General features: G+C 43.0%; 16 protein-coding genes and 1 pseudogene. 6 read left to right on the forward strand and 11 right to left on the reverse strand.

Features of this window, described 5'->3' with window-relative positions:
* Window positions 1-95: 95 nt before the first annotated feature.
* The 3 genes from tyrP to BDD26_RS15275 all read right to left on the reverse strand — a co-directional run bounded on the left by tyrP (window position 96) and on the right by BDD26_RS15275 (window position 4,517).
* Entirely contained in the window at window positions 96-1,304 is a 1,209-nt protein-coding gene (tyrP, locus tag BDD26_RS15265; RefSeq protein ID WP_115827021.1) for a tyrosine transporter TyrP, read from the reverse strand.
* 18 nt (window positions 1,305-1,322) lie between these two features.
* On the reverse strand, window positions 1,323-3,272 hold the full coding sequence (locus BDD26_RS15270; protein WP_115827022.1) for a pyridoxal phosphate-dependent decarboxylase family protein: 1,950 nt from the start codon (window positions 3,270-3,272) through the stop codon (window positions 1,323-1,325).
* A 312-nt stretch (window positions 3,273-3,584) separates the two neighbouring features.
* A complete protein-coding gene (locus BDD26_RS15275; RefSeq protein ID WP_147299025.1) occupies window positions 3,585-4,517 on the reverse strand; it encodes a DmsC/YnfH family molybdoenzyme membrane anchor subunit in 933 nt (310 codons plus the stop codon).
* A gap of 26 nt (window positions 4,518-4,543) precedes the next feature.
* Here BDD26_RS15275 and BDD26_RS15280 point away from each other — a divergent pair, with 26 nt between their 5' ends.
* The 4 genes from BDD26_RS15280 (at window position 4,544) to uspE (ending at window position 7,668) form a co-directional block, all read left to right on the forward strand.
* The gene (locus BDD26_RS15280) at window positions 4,544-5,017 is read left to right on the forward strand and encodes a helix-turn-helix domain-containing protein (RefSeq protein WP_051502334.1); all 474 of its coding nucleotides are present in this window, start codon (window positions 4,544-4,546) and stop codon (window positions 5,015-5,017) included.
* Window positions 5,011-5,547, forward strand: a complete 537-nt coding sequence (locus BDD26_RS15285) for an IS630 family transposase (RefSeq protein WP_084766466.1) — start codon at window positions 5,011-5,013, stop codon at window positions 5,545-5,547. Before BDD26_RS15280 ends, BDD26_RS15285 begins: the two co-directional genes overlap by 7 nt.
* Before the next feature lie 272 nt (window positions 5,548-5,819).
* Window positions 5,820-6,596, forward strand: a complete 777-nt coding sequence (locus BDD26_RS15290; protein WP_115827024.1) for a fumarate/nitrate reduction transcriptional regulator Fnr — start codon at window positions 5,820-5,822, stop codon at window positions 6,594-6,596.
* Between the two features lie 130 nt (window positions 6,597-6,726).
* The gene (uspE, locus tag BDD26_RS15295) at window positions 6,727-7,668 is read left to right on the forward strand and encodes a universal stress protein UspE (RefSeq protein ID WP_115827025.1); all 942 of its coding nucleotides are present in this window, start codon (window positions 6,727-6,729) and stop codon (window positions 7,666-7,668) included.
* Window positions 7,669-7,740: 72 nt separating this feature from the next.
* Here uspE and BDD26_RS15300 read toward each other — a convergent pair whose 3' ends face one another.
* Window positions 7,741-8,658 (reverse strand): tyrosine-type recombinase/integrase, encoded by a 918-nt coding sequence (locus BDD26_RS15300; protein WP_425330446.1) that lies wholly within the window; start codon window positions 8,656-8,658, stop codon window positions 7,741-7,743.
* 546 nt (window positions 8,659-9,204) lie between these two features.
* On the reverse strand, window positions 9,205-9,504 hold the full coding sequence (locus tag BDD26_RS15305) for a DUF4150 domain-containing protein (protein WP_115827027.1): 300 nt from the start codon (window positions 9,502-9,504) through the stop codon (window positions 9,205-9,207).
* A 479-nt stretch (window positions 9,505-9,983) separates the two neighbouring features.
* Between BDD26_RS15305 and BDD26_RS15310 the strand changes: the two are divergent.
* Window positions 9,984-10,103 (forward strand): annotated as a pseudogene (locus tag BDD26_RS15310) (endonuclease III); the annotation flags it as partial.
* Between the two features lie 226 nt (window positions 10,104-10,329).
* Here BDD26_RS15310 and BDD26_RS15315 read toward each other — a convergent pair.
* From BDD26_RS15315 to BDD26_RS20320, 6 genes are read right to left on the reverse strand one after another with little or no spacing between them, the layout of a single operon-like run.
* Window positions 10,330-10,572: a DUF7660 family protein gene (locus tag BDD26_RS15315; RefSeq protein WP_115827029.1), complete on the reverse strand. Its 243-nt coding sequence runs from the start codon at window positions 10,570-10,572 to the stop codon at window positions 10,330-10,332.
* Between the two features lie 6 nt (window positions 10,573-10,578).
* Window positions 10,579-14,736, reverse strand: a complete 4,158-nt coding sequence (locus tag BDD26_RS15320) for an RHS repeat-associated core domain-containing protein (RefSeq protein ID WP_244922751.1) — start codon at window positions 14,734-14,736, stop codon at window positions 10,579-10,581.
* Window positions 14,737-14,746: 10 nt separating this feature from the next.
* A complete protein-coding gene (locus BDD26_RS15325) occupies window positions 14,747-15,103 on the reverse strand; it encodes a DUF4150 domain-containing protein (protein ID WP_038265909.1) in 357 nt (118 codons plus the stop codon).
* Window positions 15,093-16,313 (reverse strand): DUF2169 family type VI secretion system accessory protein, encoded by a 1,221-nt coding sequence (locus BDD26_RS15330; RefSeq protein WP_115827030.1) that lies wholly within the window; start codon window positions 16,311-16,313, stop codon window positions 15,093-15,095. Before BDD26_RS15330 ends, BDD26_RS15325 begins: the two co-directional genes overlap by 11 nt.
* Window positions 16,314-16,325: 12 nt before the next feature.
* Window positions 16,326-18,215 (reverse strand): type VI secretion system tip protein TssI/VgrG, encoded by a 1,890-nt coding sequence (gene tssI, locus BDD26_RS15335; protein ID WP_115827031.1) that lies wholly within the window; start codon window positions 18,213-18,215, stop codon window positions 16,326-16,328.
* An 11-nt stretch (window positions 18,216-18,226) separates the two neighbouring features.
* Window positions 18,227-19,966: a type VI secretion system baseplate subunit TssF gene (locus tag BDD26_RS20320; protein ID WP_115827032.1), complete on the reverse strand. Its 1,740-nt coding sequence runs from the start codon at window positions 19,964-19,966 to the stop codon at window positions 18,227-18,229.
* A 314-nt stretch (window positions 19,967-20,280) separates the two neighbouring features.
* Between BDD26_RS20320 and BDD26_RS15345 the strand changes: the two genes are divergently transcribed.
* Window positions 20,281-20,514 (forward strand): recombinase family protein, encoded by a 234-nt coding sequence (locus BDD26_RS15345; RefSeq protein ID WP_211305482.1) that lies wholly within the window; start codon window positions 20,281-20,283, stop codon window positions 20,512-20,514.
* Window positions 20,515-20,938 lie beyond the last annotated feature (424 nt).

Raw genomic sequence — 20,938 nt, forward strand, 5'->3', positions numbered from 1 at the left:
AAGATTACTGGACAATTTGGACAGGTATCAAATAATTCATTAGAAGGCTTTGGAATTCACCAAAGCCTTTTGACAATGATAAGGAGTTAATGAACTTATCCAACTTCAGGTAATATTCCGGTCACAATGCCTATTTGAATAGAAATTACTGCGATCCCACAAAGAAATACCAAAATCAATGCAGGCGTTCCGCCGAAGACACGATATTGGCATATATTTTTTTGGCGAACCTTAAAAATCAAAATACCAGGTAATAACAGAGCAAGGATTGATAACGCAATAGCAGCATATCCCAACGCCATGACGAATCCTTTTGGATAAAACAGAGCAAACACTAATGGAGGTGCAAATGTCAGCAATCCGGTTTGTAAGCGCCCTGCTACATTATCCTGACGTTTGAAAAGATCTGCCAGAAAATCAAATAACCCAAGAGTGACACCCAAAAAAGAAGTTGCCAATGCCAGATTGGCGAATATTTGCACTGAAAATTCTGTTTTTGGTGATGCAACTACATCACGAATCGAGTGGAGCAATCCATCTAATCCAGATTTTTCAGCCAGAATTCCCAATAATGTTGTTGAATCAAGACTTCCTAATGTAGCTAACTGCCAAAGGATATAAGCCATCAGAGGAATTGCACTGCCGATAATAAATATCCATCGTAATTTGCGGATATCACCTTTCATATATCGTACAATGCTCGGTATGCTGCCATGAAAACCAAATGAAGTGAAAACAACAGGAATAGCAGATAAAATAAGACCTTGTTCAATAGGCATAGATAATAAATTTACATGCTGAACGTACGGAAGCATCAAACCGAGCATCAATACCAGAAAGATAATCTTGGCGCTAAACAACATCCTGTTTATAAAATCGACAGAACTAGTGCCAATACAGACAATCCCACCACCAATCAAGGTGAATAGAAGTACGCCTACAGCACCATGAAATGAAGCACCTGACCATTTATTAATGCTGGCAGTAAGCAAATCACCTGCCCCACTGATATAAGCCGCAGTTAAGGCGTACAACAGAAACATCATGCTGAAACCAGTAATGACTTTTCCATATTTTCCAAGATAACGATAAGCCAGTGTCCCTAAACCGGTATCGAATGATTCATACTGATAAGCTTCAACCAGCAATAATGCGGTATAACTCATCAAAATCCATATCCCAACCAGCATAATAAAACTAACACTAAAACCTATACCAGATGCAGCAAGTGGCATTGCCAGCATACCTGCTCCGATCGTTGTCCCAGCGACAATAAAAATACTTCCCAGGGTACGATTTTTCATATCTATATCCCTTTAGTATCAACTGAGAAATGAAGTATCAAAATCTAATCTTTGATGTAATTTCTTTTCTTTTTCATCAACAATTTGAGTCAGTTTTCTAACAAAAATAGATTTTAATTGCTCCCAATATTCTTCGAAGTGTTCTTCATTACGCAGACAATGTGTCATTACGGCTGCCCGCAATACATATATATGATGCACTTCTTTCCATTCACTATAACTAAAACCACATTGTTCAGCGTAATACCCAGGGATATCACCATACTCTTTGTAATCCAGTATTGTTGATGATGTGAGAAGATCGTTGACATAAGCACGTCCGGTGGAATATGAACATAGTTCATAGATCCGTTTGTTGAGAGCGTTGTGGTTCAGCAGGCTGGTATTTCCGACTTCTTTGAAAGAAAAATTAATCATATGAAAGTCAGGTGTTGGCATGATATGCATTTCAAATTGATATTTTTCAACCTTTATTGGCTGCATATTGGTTATTTTATCCAATAATCGATTGGCAGTGACGATCCCGGCAGCGATCACTTTGCCATACCCATTAATGTTCAGAGGTAATAATCTATGCGCTGCCCACAAAGCTGCGGCAGTTGCTCCTGCCTTTGAACCTTCCATTATAGAGGCACCCAATATTCCTCGATTACTGGTTGGTGAATCACTGTGAACACCACTACTTTCAAAGATATAAGCAGCATGGGAAGAAATTAAATCTAGAATTCGCTTATCCTTTATACAGATAGCACCAGCCGAATATTGAATGAATCCCATCTTATGGGGATCAACAGTAATCGAATCGACGTGTTTCAGTGCCTTGAAACTCTGATAGATTTCCGGTTTAGGCCAGTTAATATTTTCAGGGATCAGACCAAGTTCATGATGATGCTTAACTAATTCATCATATTCCATAAATTTTCCCTGCTCATTCAGGAGTAAAGAACAGGCATAACCTGCATAGGCAGCATCAGCATGAATGTAAAATGATGCTCCATAACGTTCTTCACATTCCTGCCTTAGCTTTATCACTTCATCAATGCGATCAATTGCACCTACTTCCGTTGTACCCACTACAGCAATCATTGCCAAAATAGCTTCTCCTTTCTCAATAAGAGAAAGAGTGATTTCACGCATCTTAGCAATATCAGTCTGATAATGTTCATTAACGGGCAATGGAATAATATTTTCTTGTCCAATACCAAAAATATCGGCCGCTTTTATCCAAGAGTAATGCTTAGACTGTGGTACAAGTAGCTTGCCTAAAAATTCCGGTTTAACGCCTATGCCACGACATGTCATATCGCGTATTTCATTAAATACTCCCTGCTTTTTTAACTCACTAATTAAATCAACGGCTTCTGTTGTTGAAATATTCATTAATTGTTTTTGAGACTTGTGACTGAGCAGGTTTTTAGTTTCGGGATGCTGGGAGATGGCTAAAGGTAGTGTTTTTAAGTTTCTGGCAACCCAAAGGCCCTCATAGTTAGCCACTGTTCCTCCTGAGGTAATATGTCCCCAGGCTTGTTGTGGGTCATAGCCAAACATTCGGCAGAGATCCAACCCGGATTCAAGCTCAAGATCTGTTGTGGTTGGTGATGCTTCATAAGAACAGTTATTCGGGTTGTACATCATTGCCATGACATAGGCGAGATTAGACACCATTAAAGTGTCACCATTGATGTGTCCAAGATAACGGGGAGAAAAGAAAGGAATGGAGGTGTCTTTTAGTTTTGCCGATAACTGATTTAATATTCCTTCTGTCCGATACAATGTTTCTCTGTAGTTTTGCTCATAGCGATCAATTGACGTAACCAGAGCGGAATCTTCAGGATGAAAACCTGAACGCCAATACATATGTTCACTGACCGCATAATCCATCATTTCCCTGAAAAACACAGCATTTTCTGACTTTGGACCTAAAAATAGGGCATCTACATTTAAGTTAGAATTAAGTGGCTTAGTCATAAGCGCAATATCCTCAATTGTTCATTATTCTTTGTTAGCTATTTATTCATTAACTAAGTCAAGCTATGAACACAGATATAAAACATATGATTTGAAATATTAATAACAAGTTAATAAATACTTTAAATTTGTGCGCCAGAACAAAAAAATGGTAAAAAAAGATGTGATCCAGTAGTGTTTTAAGGATGATTTATAAATTCAAGACCATGAATATATTGTGGTTTTCTGCACATAAAATCAGTGACGGTACCACATTTTTTATTGTGCAGATTCAAATAAATGGAGTATATATATTTATGATGATATTAATAATTAAATGTTGCACATGATAAAGAAAATATACTGATTAATGATTTCAGCAATAAACATAATAATTGTACCCGACAGAATAGGATAACCTGTTCGAATGCGTGTTCTGTTTCGCCCTTTCCATAATGTATATGCCCAGATAGCCATAGCAATAATGTATAAACACCATGTTATCATTCTGAAACCGAATGCACTTTTGAAGTTAAGTTCTGGTTGATGGGGAAAAATGGTGTTTTTTCCTTCACTTTCCGGTGCTGTCTCTACTAACCATCCCATGTATGCTGGTTGTTCAATCAATCGCATTGTCACACTAATAAAAACAATAATCAGCGCTGACATAATAAGTTTGGTAGGAATTTTTTCTCGCATAAGTTTTCTGCCCGACTGACTAATAAATGACAAAGCCAGTGCTGGCCCCAACGTAAATACTGCACCATAGAACAAAAAATAAGTATTAATGTTTGTCCAGGTGAGCATGGCACTGTGCAAATAAATACTGACCATATAGTGAATATCAGCTAAGCCAATAATACCGATCCCCGCCATAACATATACATGTCCCCGTTTGGTGACCAAAACAAAAAGTGTATATAAACTCAACGTACCAAAGTAGATGGCAGCGAATGTTGTTTCTATATTTATCCACTCCCGCCGGTGTATTATGTTATGCAATTGTAATAAATGATACACACCGAATGGATATCCCATAATATCTAAAGAAGATAGCAACCCTATTCCAGACAGTATGCTACTGATTACTAAAGCTATGCGGACAGGGACAACCGTTGATTGTTGCCCTGTGTTTGTTTTCTGATTAAAACAATAAATATAAAGTGCACTCATCAGTACCAGGCCAATAGAACTTTGCACTATCATTGTAAATGCAATTAAGTTAATCAGATAAATTATCTGCATTACTGTTACAATCGATAACACGATAACCTGATTCTCTGCCTGTTCTTATGAAATCGAAGATAATACTTTCTGAGCCTGAACGAATCACATTGCAACAACTTGCTTTGAATCATCCACATCGGGACATTCGTACGCGAGGAACGGGTTTGCTCATGCTTGCCAGAGGGATCAAGCCGTCCCAGATCACCGCTGAAATCGGATGCAGTCTCCGGGTTATCTATAATTGGGTTCACATGTGGCACAATTCAGGGATAGCGGGATTATTAGGTGGTCATGCCGGAGGCCGGTATCTCGCCATGACGCCTGACATGATTGCCACTGCGGTCGAAGCGGCCAGCGCAGAGTCCCTGACACTCGCCCGGATAGCTCAGTGCGTTGAGGCAAAGCATGGTGCCCTGCCTTGTACGCTTGAAACGCTGGCAAATACCCTGAAAAAGCAGGGGCTCACCTATAAACGAACCCGACTGTCGCTTAAAAAAAGCGTAACGAAACGGAGTTTGCTAAAAAATCCGCCTTGCTGAATAAAATTAAGGCTGGAGCACAGTTAGGCCATTACCGTCTGCTCTATTTCGATGAGGCGGGTTTTGCCGCGTCTCCTCCGGTGCAATATGGATGGAGTCCACGGGGTAAGCCCCATAAAACTGAGCCTCGAGAGCATGACAGACGGTCAGTTCTGGGGGCGTTAAATTACACGGATAACACGCTGTTTTACCAGACAACGTCAGGCAGTATCACGCGCGATGACGTGATTGATTTTTTAGAGCAGGTCGCCAAACAAGGGGACAACCGCCTGACATTTTTAGTGTTGGATAATGCGCGTATCCATCACGGGATCGAAGAACAAATCAGAAATGGCTGGTTACGAGAACACAACATGTTTTTATTCTATCTTCCCGCTTACAGCCCAGAGCTGAATTTGATTGAGATCGTCTGGAAACAGGCCAAATACCATTGGCGACGTTTTATCACTTGGACTCAGAATACAATGGAGCATGAATTAAATACTTTATTGAAAGGTTATGGCGACCAATTTGCAATTAACTTTTCTTGAGTACTTAACAGCCATTCACTCATGCTAATCCATCCATTTATCTGTAAACCCACCTCTATCGTCAATACACTACCAGCAACATAACATTATATTATTAACATAATTTCAGTTTTATTGGTGTGTTATATCGAGTGTGCAGAATTTTACGCAAGTTAAGCCTTAATCACAGCAAAATTTCATTTTTTTCTTCGTCAATAACAAAGATAATGACTAATAAAAAATCAGGCTCTTATCAGAGCCACCTAAATATGTTAAATTGACGAACATCAATCATTTCTAACGAGCACTTCCTATGGTTCCGGAAAAAACGCATTATTAGACGGATTCAATCAGGTGGTTGTGCAATCCACTGTCAGGATTGCAGCATTAACCAACTATGCATTCCTTTCACTTTAAACGAACATGAACTCGATCAGCTTGATAATATCATTGAGCGTAAGAAACCCATCCAAAAAGGGCAAACTCTTTTTAAAGCTGGTGATGTATTAAAATCGCTTTATGCTATCCGTTCTGGAACTATCAAAAGCTATACAATCACCGAAGAAGGTGATGAGCAAATCACAGGCTTCCATCTTGCCGGAGATTTAGTCGGGTTTGATGCCATAATCAACACAGAGCATCCTAGTTTTGCTCAGGCATTGGAAACTTCAATGGTATGCGAAATTCCATTTGAAACATTGGATGATCTTTCCGGAAAAATGCCAAATCTCCGCCAGCAGATGATGCGTTTGATGAGTGGTGAAATTAAAGGTGATCAGGAAATGATCCTCTTATTATCCAAAAAGAATGCAGAAGAAAGGCTGGCGGCATTTGTTTATAATTTGTCCCGCCGTTTTTCGCAACGCGGTTTTTCCCCCCGTGAATTCCGTCTGACTATGACACGTGGTGATATCGGTAATTATCTCGGTTTGACAGTTGAAACCATCAGCCGTCTGCTTGGACGTTTTCAGAAAAATGGAATTTTAAGTGTTAAAGGAAAGTATATCACTGTAGAAAACATGGAAAAATTAACTGAACTGGCAGGTAAAGCCCACGTAAATGTGACATAAAGTTATTCCAAAATTTAAGCCAGATCACTATATTTTGCTGATCTGGTACTCTCCTACCCTGTTATAGTTGTCTATATTAGTTTATCTTTCTGCCTGAAAGGCACATCCAGCCTCTGCGAGGTATTAATATATGGCAAACTACCAAAACCTCTTAGTTGCAATTGATCCGGATCAGGATGATCAGCCAGCATTAAGACGTGCGGTATATATCGTGCAACGTAATGGTGGCCGGATTAAGGCTTTCTTGCCCATTTATGATCTTTCATATGATATGACTACGTTACTTTCTCCCGAAGAAAGAAACGCTATGCGTAAAGGTGTTATTGGTCAACGGGTCGCTTGGATAAAACAACAAGCACACTACTACCTTGAATCAGGAATTGATATTGAAATCAAAGTGGTTTGGCATAATCGTTTTTATGAAGCGATCATTCAGGAGGTTATTTCTGGAGAACATGATTTGCTATTGAAGATGGCACATCAGCATTCTCTATTGGAGTCTATGATTTTTACACCGCTCGACTGGCACTTATTGCGTAAATGCCCTTGTCCTGTCTGGATGGTAAAAGACCAGATATGGCCAGAAAAAGGATCGGCAGTTGTTGCGGTGAATTTATCAAACGAAGAATCCTATCATAATGAACTCAATCTAAAATTAGTGCGTGAAACACAAGAACTTGCTAACAGAATTGTAAAAGAACCTCTTATTCACCTTGTCAGTGCCTACCCCGCTGCTCCTTTAAACATTGCAACAGAACTGCCTGATTTTGATCCCAATGTATATAATCAGGCATTACGCGGTCAGCACTTGGTCGCAATGAAAGAACTACGACAAAAATTTTGTATCAGTGAAGAGCAAACGCATGTTCAGGAAGGTTTGCCGGAAAAAGTCATTCCTGAAATTTGCGAGGAGATTAATGCTGGTGTGGTTGTTTTAGGCATTCTTGGACGTACTGGTTTATCTGCTGCATTTCTTGGTAATACTGCAGAACATGTTATCGATCGGTTAAAATGCGATCTACTGGCAATTAAACCTGATGGTTTCGTTTGTCCGATTGATGTGGATGAATAATAATCGACAATGATTCAATAGTTTGCCTGAAACTTGAATAAATCCTATTTCAGGCAAACTATGATTACCAAATCAAAAATTCAAATTTCTGGCCGCATTTCTCAGACGTTCATCTCCACGCCGATCATATTTTTGGGTTGTCGTAATACTTGAGTGTCCCATTGCATCTTTAACAGTCACAATATCTTCGCCATTATCCAACATAGCTGAGGCAAAGGTTCTACGCAGATCGTGAGGAGCAAATTTTTCTATTCCGCTTTCAATCCTGCGAGTTTCCAATATGTGATAAATAGCCTGATCGGAAAGGCGGTTTTCTGTTACATCATCATGCCGTCGGATACGAGTAAATAATGGCCCGGCATGATCTCCCCGAACTTCATCGACCCAACGATTCAATCGCCTCCATGTTCCTTCCGGCATATATGACAAACGTTCTTTGTTTCCTTTCCCCATCACTCTTAATGCTTGTTCACGATAAATGATATGTTTCAGATCTAATGAGACAATTTCTGAACGGCGCAGACCACAACCTACCAAAATGCCAATAATGGCTGCATCGCGTAAGCCTTTTGTACTGAGATCGTTTTCACAAGTATAAAATAAAGTCTTAATTTCATAACGCTCAAGCGCCCGCCCTTTGGGTAAGCGACTTCCTCTGACAGAACGTACTTGTTTAATGTGTTGAAAACTATCTGTGTCAAGCTGTTTCATTGTCCAGGCTTCTAATGCAACTCCCTTCAATGCAGAAAGATAAGTATTGATCGTTGCAGGTGCTTTGCCTGAATCAGAGAGCAATTCCATAATAGCCTGAATATGATGGCGTCGTAGATTACTCCATAAACAGTCCTGAACATTTTGGTAACTCAGCATTTTTGCCACAATATTAAGAAATGACTTCATAGTTTGGCGACTTCGCTTTGAACCAAGACTGACAAGATATGCAATGGCAGGATTGTCATATACTTGATGACCAAGTGCCGACAATGGCATAACCATGCCCTGATTTTGATAGTCGCTAGAATTATGTTGCTCATCAGAAGGCACAATCAGTGAGTTTTTCTCCTCTTTATTTTTATCGTTCTTCTCATCTTTATAGTGCATAACTGCCCTCTGACTCTAATGTCTATTGATTGCGCTACGTAAAAATTGGGACTTATGACTCACACGATATTATTGTGAAAATCTTACTTTTTCAAATGTATATTTTAATAAGTAGAGAAAATATGGTAGGAAGCCCGTAGTGTTTAGTTGTTGAATATAGACAATAAAGTTTGTACATAAGGGATAGCTACTGATGCATAACCTATTGATACGGAGTCTGACATTCAGTGACGTTTATTGTTTGAAAAAGAAGAAACCGTCACTAAATTTTTCTGGTTGGAAGAAAATGAATTAGTGACGGCATAAACAGCATTCAAGTTATATTAATATCATACTGACTCAGTATCGCTGCTGATTAACAACATTCTCCACGCCCGCCTGCCAGCTGCGGATCTGCCAGACACCGTTATCTGTGCGTATTACCATCCAAGTAGATCACCCAATAATTACCTGATCTCTTTCATGGTAATACGCACATACCACCGTGCCACTTTTCACCCCCATCGCCGTTCCCGCCTCATCTCCCAATGTCTGCGGGACAAAACTTTGCCCGAATACCACCACTGGCTGCCCTGCCCGTACTGATGAGACCGGTGCAGAGGAATCTTCCAGTTTAGCGATTACGGGATAAGGAATCGGAGGAGTGGCCGGTCCCAGTGGGGTTTTGCAAACATCGGGAACCAGACTGATAATCAACCATTGAGTATCTTTACGGGCAACATAGTTATCCGCCATGATCCTGCTCTTGTTCAGGTGCAAATGTGATTAAGGGGCTTTGGGGTTTATTTCAAACCGGGCTTCCGCCGCTTTGACGATGCCCCGGTAATTGGGTTTAACAGACTGATATCTTCACTTCCCTCCAATAAGCTCACATCAGACGGAATATTATGCTTAAATTTCAAGTTATTTTTTATTTGAAAGATTTTTATATTAATAATTTAAAAATAAAATCCATAGTAAAAGGAATGCTTCTTTACTTTAAAGGAGTAAAGGCAAGAATCTGCATTATGATTTTCAATTGTATTTGTTATGAAGTTACATAACATTAAAGACCAGTAAAATAACAAATAGAAACATATTATTAACAATCATTGTAATCGTTAAGTTATTTTACTTTATCCCTGCTAACTATCTAACGGGATATAAGTTATGGTATTGATTATTTTGTTATTTTTAGTGTTATTTTTAGTGTTGTTGAGAAGATGATTTGGTTAAAGGTTGATTGCCACCATTGGCTGATCCTGCACGGGCGTTATACCTGTATTGCCCGTAAACCGCGTTGTGGATCTTGTATTATTGAAGATCTGTGTGAGTTTGGGGATAAGACGGGGTAATATTATCCAGAATGCCGGTATCAATGCCCAGTGAAACGCGCCACATCGACAACCCGCTGCTGATGAAGAACCAGATGAAGAACCACTTGCTGAATAGCTTCAAGTTTAAATTCAGTGGAATATTGCCGTCTAGATGATTCCAGTTTTATACTGATACCTCACTTTCACGTTAATAAAATATTAGCAGGCTTGTGAGGTGTCGGGAATTGTTATACCACTACAGATTTTACTCATAAGCTCTTGCAGCCATTAAAATATCAGCAATAAATGCCCAATTAATATTTTCTGGAACAGGTAATTTTTGATTTAAATAATATCCATCCATATCCTCTATCCAAAATGACATAGCTTCAAGATATGAGGGCCGATCTTTATTTCTCCACTCATTCAAATTATTTCTGGCGTTTGAAGACAAAAACTCAAGAAGTTCAATGAGATCTTCTCTGGTCTTTATTTCTTTAGTATTCATAAAATATCACTCCAATGTTCTCGGTCTCCCAGCGCCCAAAAGTGTGATTCTTTTACCAGATAATCTTGTTGTCATTTTCCAATAATTCCAATTCATATCATCCACTGTCGCCCATCTAAACGGAACACGACGAAGCCCCGCTAACTTGAATGCGGCTAATCTACGATGATCTAGAGTCCATCTGTTACCCTCTGTATCTTTCCATATCCTAATTGGTCGTAAATCAGAAGGCCTCAAAGTACCATCACGCAAATCTCTTGCATTATTTAAAACAGTATAATATCTTCCTCTTCCTGTGCTATTGCTTATAGAACTTTGCATATATCGAACTTTTCTTGGATTAATTTCCCCGTCTGCGTCTGGCCTTCTACATGTTAGACCCAGTGGATCGATCCAGCTTAATGGATTAGGTGCATACTGATAAAGATTCAGTCCCCCCAACAGCCCTATCGGGTCAGGCGTAATATACTGCCCTGTGCCACAATCATAATACCGAAACCGATTATAATATAACCCACTTTCCTCGTCTTCATACTGCCCGGCAAACCGCAGGTTGCAGCTCACATGGTAATCTTCATCATTTGCCGCCAATAGCGGCATCCGTTCAGATTTACCCCACGTGGTCAGCCGACTTGCCCAGACCAGCTTACCGGATTCACTCAGTATTTCCCGCGGTGTGCCATGATGATCACTGACAATATAATGCAGTTTGCCTTTTTCATAACGCGCTGACGGGACTAATGCGCCCGGCTGATACAGCCAGCAAATACTGTGGTCATAGGCCGGGGTGCCATCTGCATACAGCGGGGTTTCTTCCACCAACTGGTTACCACTCCACAGGTAGTCATACCCCATAATGGCACCGGGTTTTGCGGTTAAATCCGGTTTACCTTCCAGCCAGCGTTGTAAATTTGCCGCAGCCAGTTTGCCATCGTGCACTTTCAGCTTGCGGATACGCCGGCCAAAGGCATCATAGCGATAGTGCCAGCGGGAACCATCCGGTGTTTCGCAGTGGGTTAGCTGATTTTGCGTATCCCAACGATAACGCCATATTTGTGGGCGAAAACCGTCACGGTGTTCGGTTTTTTCCACCTGCCGGCCATTGTCATCATAGTGGTAAGTCACGTTGCCGCGTTTAATAACCCGACCTGCCTGCTGATGCTGTTCAATCTGCTCAATCGCCCCTTTTGCATCCACCAACACATGCAAGTTCACATTGCCATTGGGGTCATAACGAAACTGCTCTTCATAGGGCAATCGGCCATTGAATTCGGCGCTAACAATCTGGTCATTCTGGTTATAGCGGTAACGGGTCTGCCCCCAAATACCGTCATCGATCATTCTGACACTGTATGCGCGGTCATACTGCCAGCTACGGTTAACCGCGGTGGCTTGCGGTGGAAAATGGGGATCGTTCTGCGCCAACGTTTCACGGAACAACACGGTAGCCCGCCCGGCGGACTGGTGTGCCAATAACCCGGTAGCAGTATACCGGCTGGCCAGAATAAACCCTTCCGCGCTTTCCCTGACCGTTTCCCGCCCTAACGTATCATGGGTAAAGCTCAACGGCGTATGCTGGTTAAACTGAAAATGGTTCACAGCCCCCATGATGTTATAACCCCAGTTCAGGGTATGCTCACCGCGGGTTTCCGCCGTTAATTGCCCGGTCAGGCTGTTCCACTCACGGGTGATTTCACGCCCATTAATGCGTTCACAAACAGGTAAACCAACCGCATCATATTCGTATTCCACTACAGCATCGTCATTGGTTGCCCTGATAAGCTGGCGACGCACGTTATATTCGTAAGTGGTGGTGGATTTCAGTTCGTACCTGTCTTCCTGCTGATGCCCGCTTTCCTGTCGGGTCAATAATCCTGCCGACGAGTAATGCCAACGCAAGACGTGGTTATCCGGATAGCGGGCCTGAATACGACGCCCCAGCGCATCATACTGATAGTCGATGGTACGGCCGGTAAAGTCGATTTCACGGATAACCTGACCCGCGGCATCCCGTTCATAGCGATACGTTTCCCCTGTCGAGGCGGTGACGGAACAAAAGCGCGTAAGGCGGTCATAACCAAAATGCAATGTCGTGCCATCCGGACGGGTCATGTGGGTCAGCAGGTCAAACGCCCCATAGCGGTAACGCGTCGTGCGGCCTTCCCCGTCAGTTACCGCGACCACACGCCGTTCGCTGTCATATTCAAGCTGTTGAGTCACCCCATCCGGCCATTCAATTTCAGTCAGGCTGCCATTATCGAGACTGGCATGAACAGCACTGTAGCGATAGCGGGTTTCCTGCTTAAGCGCATCGGTAGTACGGCGCAGACGCCCCAGTTCATCCAGTTCCAGACCGGTTGTCTGACCATCCGGTGTCATCATCGCGGCCAGCCGCTGATGCTCATCATAGGCGTAGTGCCACTGCCGGCCATCCGGCAAAAGCCGTTGCCGCAACTCGCCATGAATACCGTACTGATATGCTTCTGTATGCCCTTGTGGGTCAGTGACTGCGGTCAGATTGCCTTGCTCATCATGCTGGAAGCGCCAGATATCCCCCGGGGGTAAAATCGCTTCAATAAGCTGACCGTGTTCATTATAGTCATAATAAAAAGCGTCCCCCGTGGGCAGTATAATTTCGGTCAGTGCCCCGTCATGGTTGTAATCAAACGTGGTGTAACCGCCCAGCGGATCAATTTCCCACACTTTCTGGTTATAACGCCACTGCGTCCGGGTTTCGCGCCCTAACGGATCAACCTCACGGATCACCTGATTATTCTGGTTGTAATAGGAAAGGGTTTTTCCGCCTTCGGCATCCAGATAAGTGGTTACACGGGCCTCATCGTCATAGATAAAACGATCTGCCCAATAACCTTCGGAGGAATGGGTGGAAACGACCCGTCCACGTTCATCATAGTGAATATAAAAATCGGTCTTATCCGTATCGTGCCAGCGGGTCATAAACCCTTGTGCAGTGTATTCATGCCACAGATGATTTTGCTGAAAGGCATCACATTCGGCCAGATAGCCGTATTGGTCATAATGGCAGGTGAGTAACCGTTGCTGGATCTGCTGGAAATGGTAATCCATTGTCCGGAGCTGATGATCCTGATAGTGAAGGGCTAAGCGGAAACCATCATTGCGCACCACTTCAATCAACTGATGCTGATCGTTATAGATAAACTGAATATGATTCTGATGGCGATCTGTGATGGCAGACAGCCGACGCCGGTTACCCTCAATCTGGTTAAAATGGAGAGTTTGCTGGTTTTGTTTATTCACCAAACGCAATTCACCATTGAGTTCACCTGTCAGCAAACAATGACGCAGATGGCGATTACGTGCCAGCACCTGATTTTCCGGTGTCGAAAAAGCATAAACCTGCCCGTCAGCATCGGTAAAATGGATTTCTTTGCCATTTACTACTAATTGACGTGACCAGTCATCGGCCCATTTAGGTCCCAATAATCCATTTAGGGAAGCGGTAGAGCGATAGGTTCGGTTTAAAGTAATCGGCAACAGACCGGGAATGGCAATAATTGAGAATGTTTGTAGGTAATCGCCTGAGGTGATATCGACAGGTTCGCCTTTTCCACAGCAACCCCCTGTACAGTTAGGATGTTCTTGATCAGATTGGTGAGCAGGATCTTCTTTATTGTTTTTTTTATTTGGTTTATTGGAAGTAGGTTTTTTTGCCTGATTATTAACTTTACAACCTCCTTCTTTTTTCTGTGGGTGCTGTTTAGGTTTTTTGTCTGATGAAAATATCTTTTTCTCTACTTTTTTAATTACTTTTTTAATTACTTTTTTCCCTACTGATTTAATTATTTTTTCCCCTACTTCTTTAATTTCTTCTTCCCCTACTTCTTTAATTTCTTTTTCCTCTACTTCTTTAATTTCTTTTTCCTCTACTTCTTTAATTTCTTTTTCCTCTACTTCTTTAGAACGACCTCTCGTAAATGGTATAATAGAAGCAAATGGTGTAGCAACAGTTCTGAACCATTCACCTAATTGGCGCCATCTACCGAATCTATCTTGTAGTGATTCCGACTTAACAGGCGGATTGGCTTCTTTCGGACTTCTTTTTGCCTGTGGTGCCTGCCCCACAATAGTCCCCACCGTATTCCCTGTTCCCGTTGGGCTATCATTTTTTGTGCCTTTTGCCATATATCCTCCCTTATGCCCCATTCATCCAGAATTTATCTGTATGGCGCAATATCAATTTGCCATCAGCCCTCACGGTTTGCGTATGTTCTTCCGGGTGACACTTTCCCCCTACTGTGCCACTTTTCACCCCTGTAGCTGTCCCCGCCTCATCCCCCAATGTCTGCGGGACAAAACTTTGCCCGAATACCACCACCGGCTGCCCGTTTGCCCGTACCGATGTGACTGGTGCAGAGGCATCTTCCAGCTTTGCTATTACGGGATAAGGAATCGGAGGAGTGGCCGGTCCTATCGGAGTTTTGCAGACATCGGGAACCAGACTGATAATCAACCATTGAGTATCTTTACGGGCAACATAGTTATCCGCCATGATCCGGCTCCTGTTCAGGTGCAAATGTGATTAAGGGGGCTTTGGGGTTTATTTCAAACCGTGCTTCGGTCACTCTGATGGGGAAGTCAATGCTGAAATGCAGACGAAAAGTCAGCTCCAATGTCATTGCATCGGTATCAACGATCAGTGTGTCAAGGTTCATCAGAACCGGGAATAGAACGCCATCCTCCATGCGGAACAGGATAAAAGGACGATGTCCCGGCAGTTCGGTTTGTAAGGAGCCATCCGGTGTCAGATTAGTCAGTTGCAGCGTGATATCGGTGGACGGCCAGTCAATCTGCTGATCCTGCGGGGCGCTATTCCAGTAACCGAAATCAAAATCCTGTGGCAGGTAAGGATGGCGCTCGTCCAGCCACGTCTGGTCATAAGTGCCGGCCAGTGTTCGCCGTGGCAGCCACGCCCGCCCGATAACGCCCATACCCTGCGGTTGACAGGCTGGCTCCATGGCTGAGAAACGGCCTGCCAGCATATCAATAAAATGGTGTGCAGTTATCGGTGCATTCGGATGGATAATGCGCGGTGCCGGATAACGAAGCAGATCTTTCGCCTTCGCATACCACGGCAAAACAAACCCCGTACCAATGGGATTGTATTCATAAACTGCATGAGCTATGGGAGCCTTTGCGCCATCAGGGTGCTGGCGGCGTTGTTCAGGAGAGAGCTTGTCTTCCTCTGTTAATGCCTTCGCCGCTTTATCATCCTCGGCTTCAATCCGGCATCCCCCGCCAAAGGCATCACAATAATCAAGAGGTAAATGGTTAAATGGTTTGGGATCAGAAAGCTGCCATTGCCCGTTATCGGTGCGGAAAAATTCCCGTTCACCTGTAATATGCAGTGTCTTATCCAGCAACATGTCGCCATTGGCATCCATGACTGACAAACGAACAGGAAAAGATGAGCAGGGCTTACCTTCCGGTGCATAGGCAGTGCCATTGACAATTACGTCACACTTGGGCTTAAACGGCGCCAGATCACTTTCCTGCAATACCTGTGAGATGTTCAATGCGCCCCGGTATTGATCCTGTACACATAAGGACATAACCGGCAGCAGTTCAGCCAGATATTCACCCTTCCCTGCGGGCAATAGCTGATAACCCACTTTCATGGCAATCACATCGTATTCCTGATCTTCTGTATCCAGCATCCGGTAGTTCATCACCGAAAAGGGGGTGTGATTCCTGAATTCCATCGCCCTGTCTCCTTAATTCAAATCAATGTCTTTGCCGTGGATTTGCACAGGGCCGCTGGCTTCGAACAGGAACTCTTCCCCTTTGATGGTAATTTTGCCGTCTTTGTCCATACGCAATGTGCTGTTACCGCATTTCAATTCAATCACCTTACCTGCCGAAATAAACAGGGTTTGTCCCACAGATACTTTTTTCTGCATACCGACCGATTCATTTTGACTTATGGAAACCGTGGTATTCATACTGGCGCCAACGTTAATGGTATAAGCCTGTCCCACTGTCAGAGTCTTGGCCAGCCCGACCACTTTGGTGCTGGTCTGTTGCACAACTTCCTGTTTGTTTTTTTTCACAATGACGGCCTGATTATCATCAACCGTTTCAGTGTGATTACCCAGCACTTGGGTGGTACGGTTATTCAACACTTTGGTATTCATATCCTTCTGGGCATGAATGAAGACTTCTTCACTGCCTTTGGCATCTTCAAACCGCAGTTCGTTGAACCCTTCACCTTTGTGGGTATGCGTTTTGAACGTGGTGCGGGTTTTCTCGGCAGGTAAATTAAGAGGCGGTCGGTTACGGCCGTTATAAGTACCGCCCGTCACGATGGGACGATCAATATCGCCATTAAGATAAGAGACAATTACCTCCTGACCAATGCGGGGGATCGCCATAAAGCCAAATCCATTACCGTTCCAGCCCTGTGCTACACGTACCCAGCATGATGAGCCATCTCCCGCTGGATCATGACGATTCCAGTGAAAATGCACTTTAATGGCACCATGTTTATTGACAAAAATTTCTTCACCAGGTGGTCCAACAACCGTCGCCAGTTCATCACCATCCGCCAGCGGCTTATAACGGTACGGCGGGCGCCAGTCATTTTTCCCCGGAATAAACGTAATATTATTCGTTAATGTTGTCCCTTCACCGGCAATGCCTGCGGCTTGTGGCTGAGAACCATAATGATTCACCGTGACAATCTGCCAACGATTATTCATGGTCGCAATGGGATGGGATTGCAGGGTAAAAATTTTACCGGGACGTAACTGGATACAATTGGTTTGTGCCGAACCCGATTTACTTTCGTTATTCAGTTGATTAAGGCGCACATCGCCCAAGGGTTTGCCTTCTTTGCTCCACGGAAAACGGCCATAACTTTCAAATACCGCATGACGCCCGCCCTGCGGTAACGTGGCCTGTGTCTGCAACGGCAGGGAAGGCCGCAGGTAATTGTAGTCTTTGTGAATATACTCATCCGGACAGAGGTATTCTGCGTACTGCCACTGCCAGGCGGTGGTATCTTTGTCATCGGTACTGGGCTGGACGTTGTAAGTCAGATTAAGATCCGCCGTCATCCCCAAATGGGAATCACTGAAAAACAGTTGTTCTTCTTCAAACCAGAAAGCAATCCCCTCTTCTGCCGCCAGCCGACACCAGAAGTCATAGGCAGATTCGCGTTTTTGCGTCGTGTATTCCCGTACCGGATGAAGCTGACTGTCTTCATAAAATTTGTTATCCGATTTAACACGGTGCTCTTTTAATAACTGTTTAAGAATATCCGGCACAGATTGGCGCTGAAACAGGCGGCTATCCTGATGAAGCGTCATTCGCCACATTTCAGGCCGGATAGTAAAAGAATAGTAAGTTTGCCTTCCGTCGGTATTACCCTGCGAAGCCCCTGCCACGATACCTTTAACGGTACGTTCTGCCTTACCGTTACGGGTTACCGTCAGAGAGGCATAGGTGCCAAGTTGATCGTTGAGTACCACATTATCAAGCTGACTGACTACCGTCAGAGACAAATGATAAAGCTGTGATAATCCTTCCTGTAAGTTGAAATTGACTACCTGAAAAGTTGTGCTCGATAACGCACCGATTTGACACGTAAAGACTAATCCATCCATTTTGCAGCTCCTCACATAATGGGACGATACCCTTGAAGCGGACAAGGCGATAAACGCCAGCGGAGATTGGAAGTATTCCCGATGACGGTCATTCGCATACGCATATCTTCGGTAAGACAGAACGGCAAAAACTGGTACAAGGCATTGGCAAACCGGAACAGTTCGCCCTGACCGGTATAAACAGATTCATCCAGTGTCAGTTCAATATGTACACAACGGTGAGGAATGCCACGGATAAGCCAATCACCCGGCTCAGATTGAATGGCTAAAATACCCGCAGCCATTCGCTTGATATCACGGTGGATATGGCGGTCAAGGTCAGCGTAAAAATCGTAATCGAGTAATAGCTGCTTTAGTGAAGAGACTGAATTCAACCAGAAACCATTTGCACCATAATGAGACAATAATTGCCAATATCGTGAAGAATCGGTCACGGGTGGGTAACTGGGGGCAGTAGGCGTAAGATTTCTGGCTTGCAAACTATCAGGAATATCCTCACTGGTATAACAGATGTCACCTTTCGCCAATGTCGGCAGTTCTGTTGCAAATGCGACAAAATGGCAGGTAAATTCCTGTTCCGGCGCTTTTTCCATCGGTCGGGCATAACGATCATAAAAAATCAGGGCATATTCCAAACGCTCCAGTAAATCGCGGGTGATATCCAACGCATAAAACCAGATTTCTTCATCAGCATGACGAAAAAAATGCGTGAATTCACTCATAGGATAAAACTGACATCGTTTACCACGTTCTTTACCCGGCTCATCTTTTAATGCAAGGTCAGTGATATGCAGTATTCCTTGCTGTGGTGGCAAAGGCAGCGGGTAACGGGCTGTATCTGGCGCAAAAGCGAGTGTCAGTTGTGACTCAGGTTCAAGATTCACCGCAGGAACACAATGGAGATGGAAAGCATCGGATAATTGTGCTTCAGACAAAGAAAGCACGTGATTCAATTTCAATATAACGCTGAACTGCCGGCTTTCCGTCATGGATAAACGGTGACACATGACGGTTGGTAAATTCAGCGTCAGGAAATGGTGTACATGAGGCAAATAAAGCGATTCCATCAATATTTGGGGTGCCCAGTTACCTTCTGCTGAAGTGGGTGATGGTGAGATTAAACGTGACGTGCCTGACATGGGTTCAAACCAGAGCGGTTCGGCAGGGTAAGTCAGCCCGTTTTGATGTAACTCCGCACCGATCAGAGTCTGGCACAATGCCTGCATCAAATTATCCGCAATGGCTGCGTCAGAGCTGAGAAACAGACTGATAGGACGTATAAGCCAGTGATCATCCCGGCCGGTATATTGAAAAGTCAGGGTAATACAACTGGTTTCTGCCTGATAAGTGATATTCCGTGCAACCAATATCAGAGGCTCAATATCACACGCCCGGCTTGTCAAAAATTTTGTGCCCGTACTACTTGATGAGACTTCTGAATACTTAGGCAAAGTAACAGTAATATCATCCCCTTCCGCTGCATTAAATTGAACGATACTTGTTGCAGGAATACCTTTGACAGGCAGCGCATTCAATCGTTGCAGTAAAGGCAGAGTCAGCTCAGGAAAGGCATCATCCACTTTTTGATGCACGCGAGCCATTAATGCTGAAAAGCCCTGATTGACTCTTTCGATATCAGGATCATATTCCCCTAAGATTTTGGCTAAATGAGGTTTTTCTTCACCAGATAATTTTCCAAGTTGCTTCAGGTAGTCCAATTCCCACTGATAATAATATTGAAAAAAATCCATACTTCCCTCCAATAAGCCCACACTAGACGGAATATTATGCTTAAATTTCAAGTTATTTTATTACTAATAAGATTTTTATATTTATTATTTAAATATAATCACTATAATAAGATAAATTATTCTTTTATTTTAAAGGAGTATATGAAGTTACATAGCATTAAAGATCAATAAAACAACAAATATAAACATATTGTTAACATTTATTATAATAGTTAAGTTATTTTACTTTATTCCTGCTATTTATCTGACTGAGTGTAAATTATAGTGCTGATTGTTTTGTTATTTTGAATGTTGTTGAAAAGGTGATTTGGTTAATGGTGATCCAGATTTTGGCCGCAGTTGCTGAAGCAGAGCGTGAGCGTATTCTTGAACGTACCCATGAAGGCCACCAATTTGCGAAAGAGGCAGGCGTCAAGTTTGGCCGTAAACCGCACAAAAGCACAGCCGAAGCCAATAAAATGATAGCCCAGAAAATTTCGATGAAAGAAGTCATGAAAAAGACGGGGATATCCAGAGCGACCTACTTTAGGCTGAAAGAAATGATTTAATTTTGCACAGTGAACTTCCCGAGGGAATGGGCAGTGCGCTGGGGAAAAGCTGCACTATTCTTGCGGGTGAAAGTCCCGCCGTAGAAGGATACCCATTATGAAGATAATTCCGGTGACTTTTATGTTAACGTTAAAGTAGAGTCACGTTATTCTCCTCTCCAGGAAATAAAATAAATAATCTCTATACCTAACCCGCAACTTTCTGCGGGTTTATCATTTCCATTAATAATAACCCATAAATACCGTTTTAATTCGTAATGACATTTTTTATTGCATCCTGTGTGAATTCGTTACGCTGTTATCTCACTGATTAGGGAATTTCTGATCAAAATATTAGCAGGAATGGTAATATATTTGTCGCTATGTTCTATTGAAATCAATTAACACTACCGAGGATTTTCAGGTAGTTCAAAATGAAAAAAAC

It is taken from the genome of Xenorhabdus cabanillasii (assembly GCF_003386665.1).
Classification (GTDB): Bacteria; Pseudomonadota; Gammaproteobacteria; order Enterobacterales; family Enterobacteriaceae; genus Xenorhabdus; species Xenorhabdus cabanillasii.

Excerpts from the sequence above, each read along its gene's own strand:
- BDD26_RS15305 (WP_115827027.1), bottom strand. The coding sequence starts at position 9,504 with ATGGCGGATAACTATGTTGCCCGTAAAGATACTCAATGGTTGATTATC.
- BDD26_RS20320 (WP_115827032.1), bottom strand. The coding sequence starts at position 19,966 with ATGGATTTTTTTCAATATTATTATCAGTGGGAATTGGACTACCTGAAG.
- BDD26_RS15320 (WP_244922751.1), bottom strand. The coding sequence starts at position 14,736 with ATGGCAAAAGGCACAAAAAATGATAGCCCAACGGGAACAGGGAATACG.
- BDD26_RS15315 (WP_115827029.1), bottom strand. The coding sequence starts at position 10,572 with ATGAATACTAAAGAAATAAAGACCAGAGAAGATCTCATTGAACTTCTT.
- BDD26_RS15330 (WP_115827030.1), bottom strand. The coding sequence starts at position 16,313 with ATGGAATTCAGGAATCACACCCCCTTTTCGGTGATGAACTACCGGATG.
- BDD26_RS15280 (WP_051502334.1), top strand. The coding sequence starts at position 4,544 with ATGAAATCGAAGATAATACTTTCTGAGCCTGAACGAATCACATTGCAA.
- BDD26_RS15270 (WP_115827022.1), bottom strand. The coding sequence starts at position 3,272 with ATGACTAAGCCACTTAATTCTAACTTAAATGTAGATGCCCTATTTTTA.
- uspE (WP_115827025.1), top strand. The coding sequence starts at position 6,727 with ATGGCAAACTACCAAAACCTCTTAGTTGCAATTGATCCGGATCAGGAT.
- BDD26_RS15345 (WP_211305482.1), top strand. The coding sequence starts at position 20,281 with ATGGTGATCCAGATTTTGGCCGCAGTTGCTGAAGCAGAGCGTGAGCGT.
- BDD26_RS15300 (WP_425330446.1), bottom strand. The coding sequence starts at position 8,658 with ATGCCATTGTCGGCACTTGGTCATCAAGTATATGACAATCCTGCCATT.
- BDD26_RS15325 (WP_038265909.1), bottom strand. The coding sequence starts at position 15,103 with ATGGCGGATAACTATGTTGCCCGTAAAGATACTCAATGGTTGATTATC.
- tyrP (WP_115827021.1), bottom strand. The coding sequence starts at position 1,304 with ATGAAAAATCGTACCCTGGGAAGTATTTTTATTGTCGCTGGGACAACG.
- tssI (WP_115827031.1), bottom strand. The coding sequence starts at position 18,215 with ATGGATGGATTAGTCTTTACGTGTCAAATCGGTGCGTTATCGAGCACA.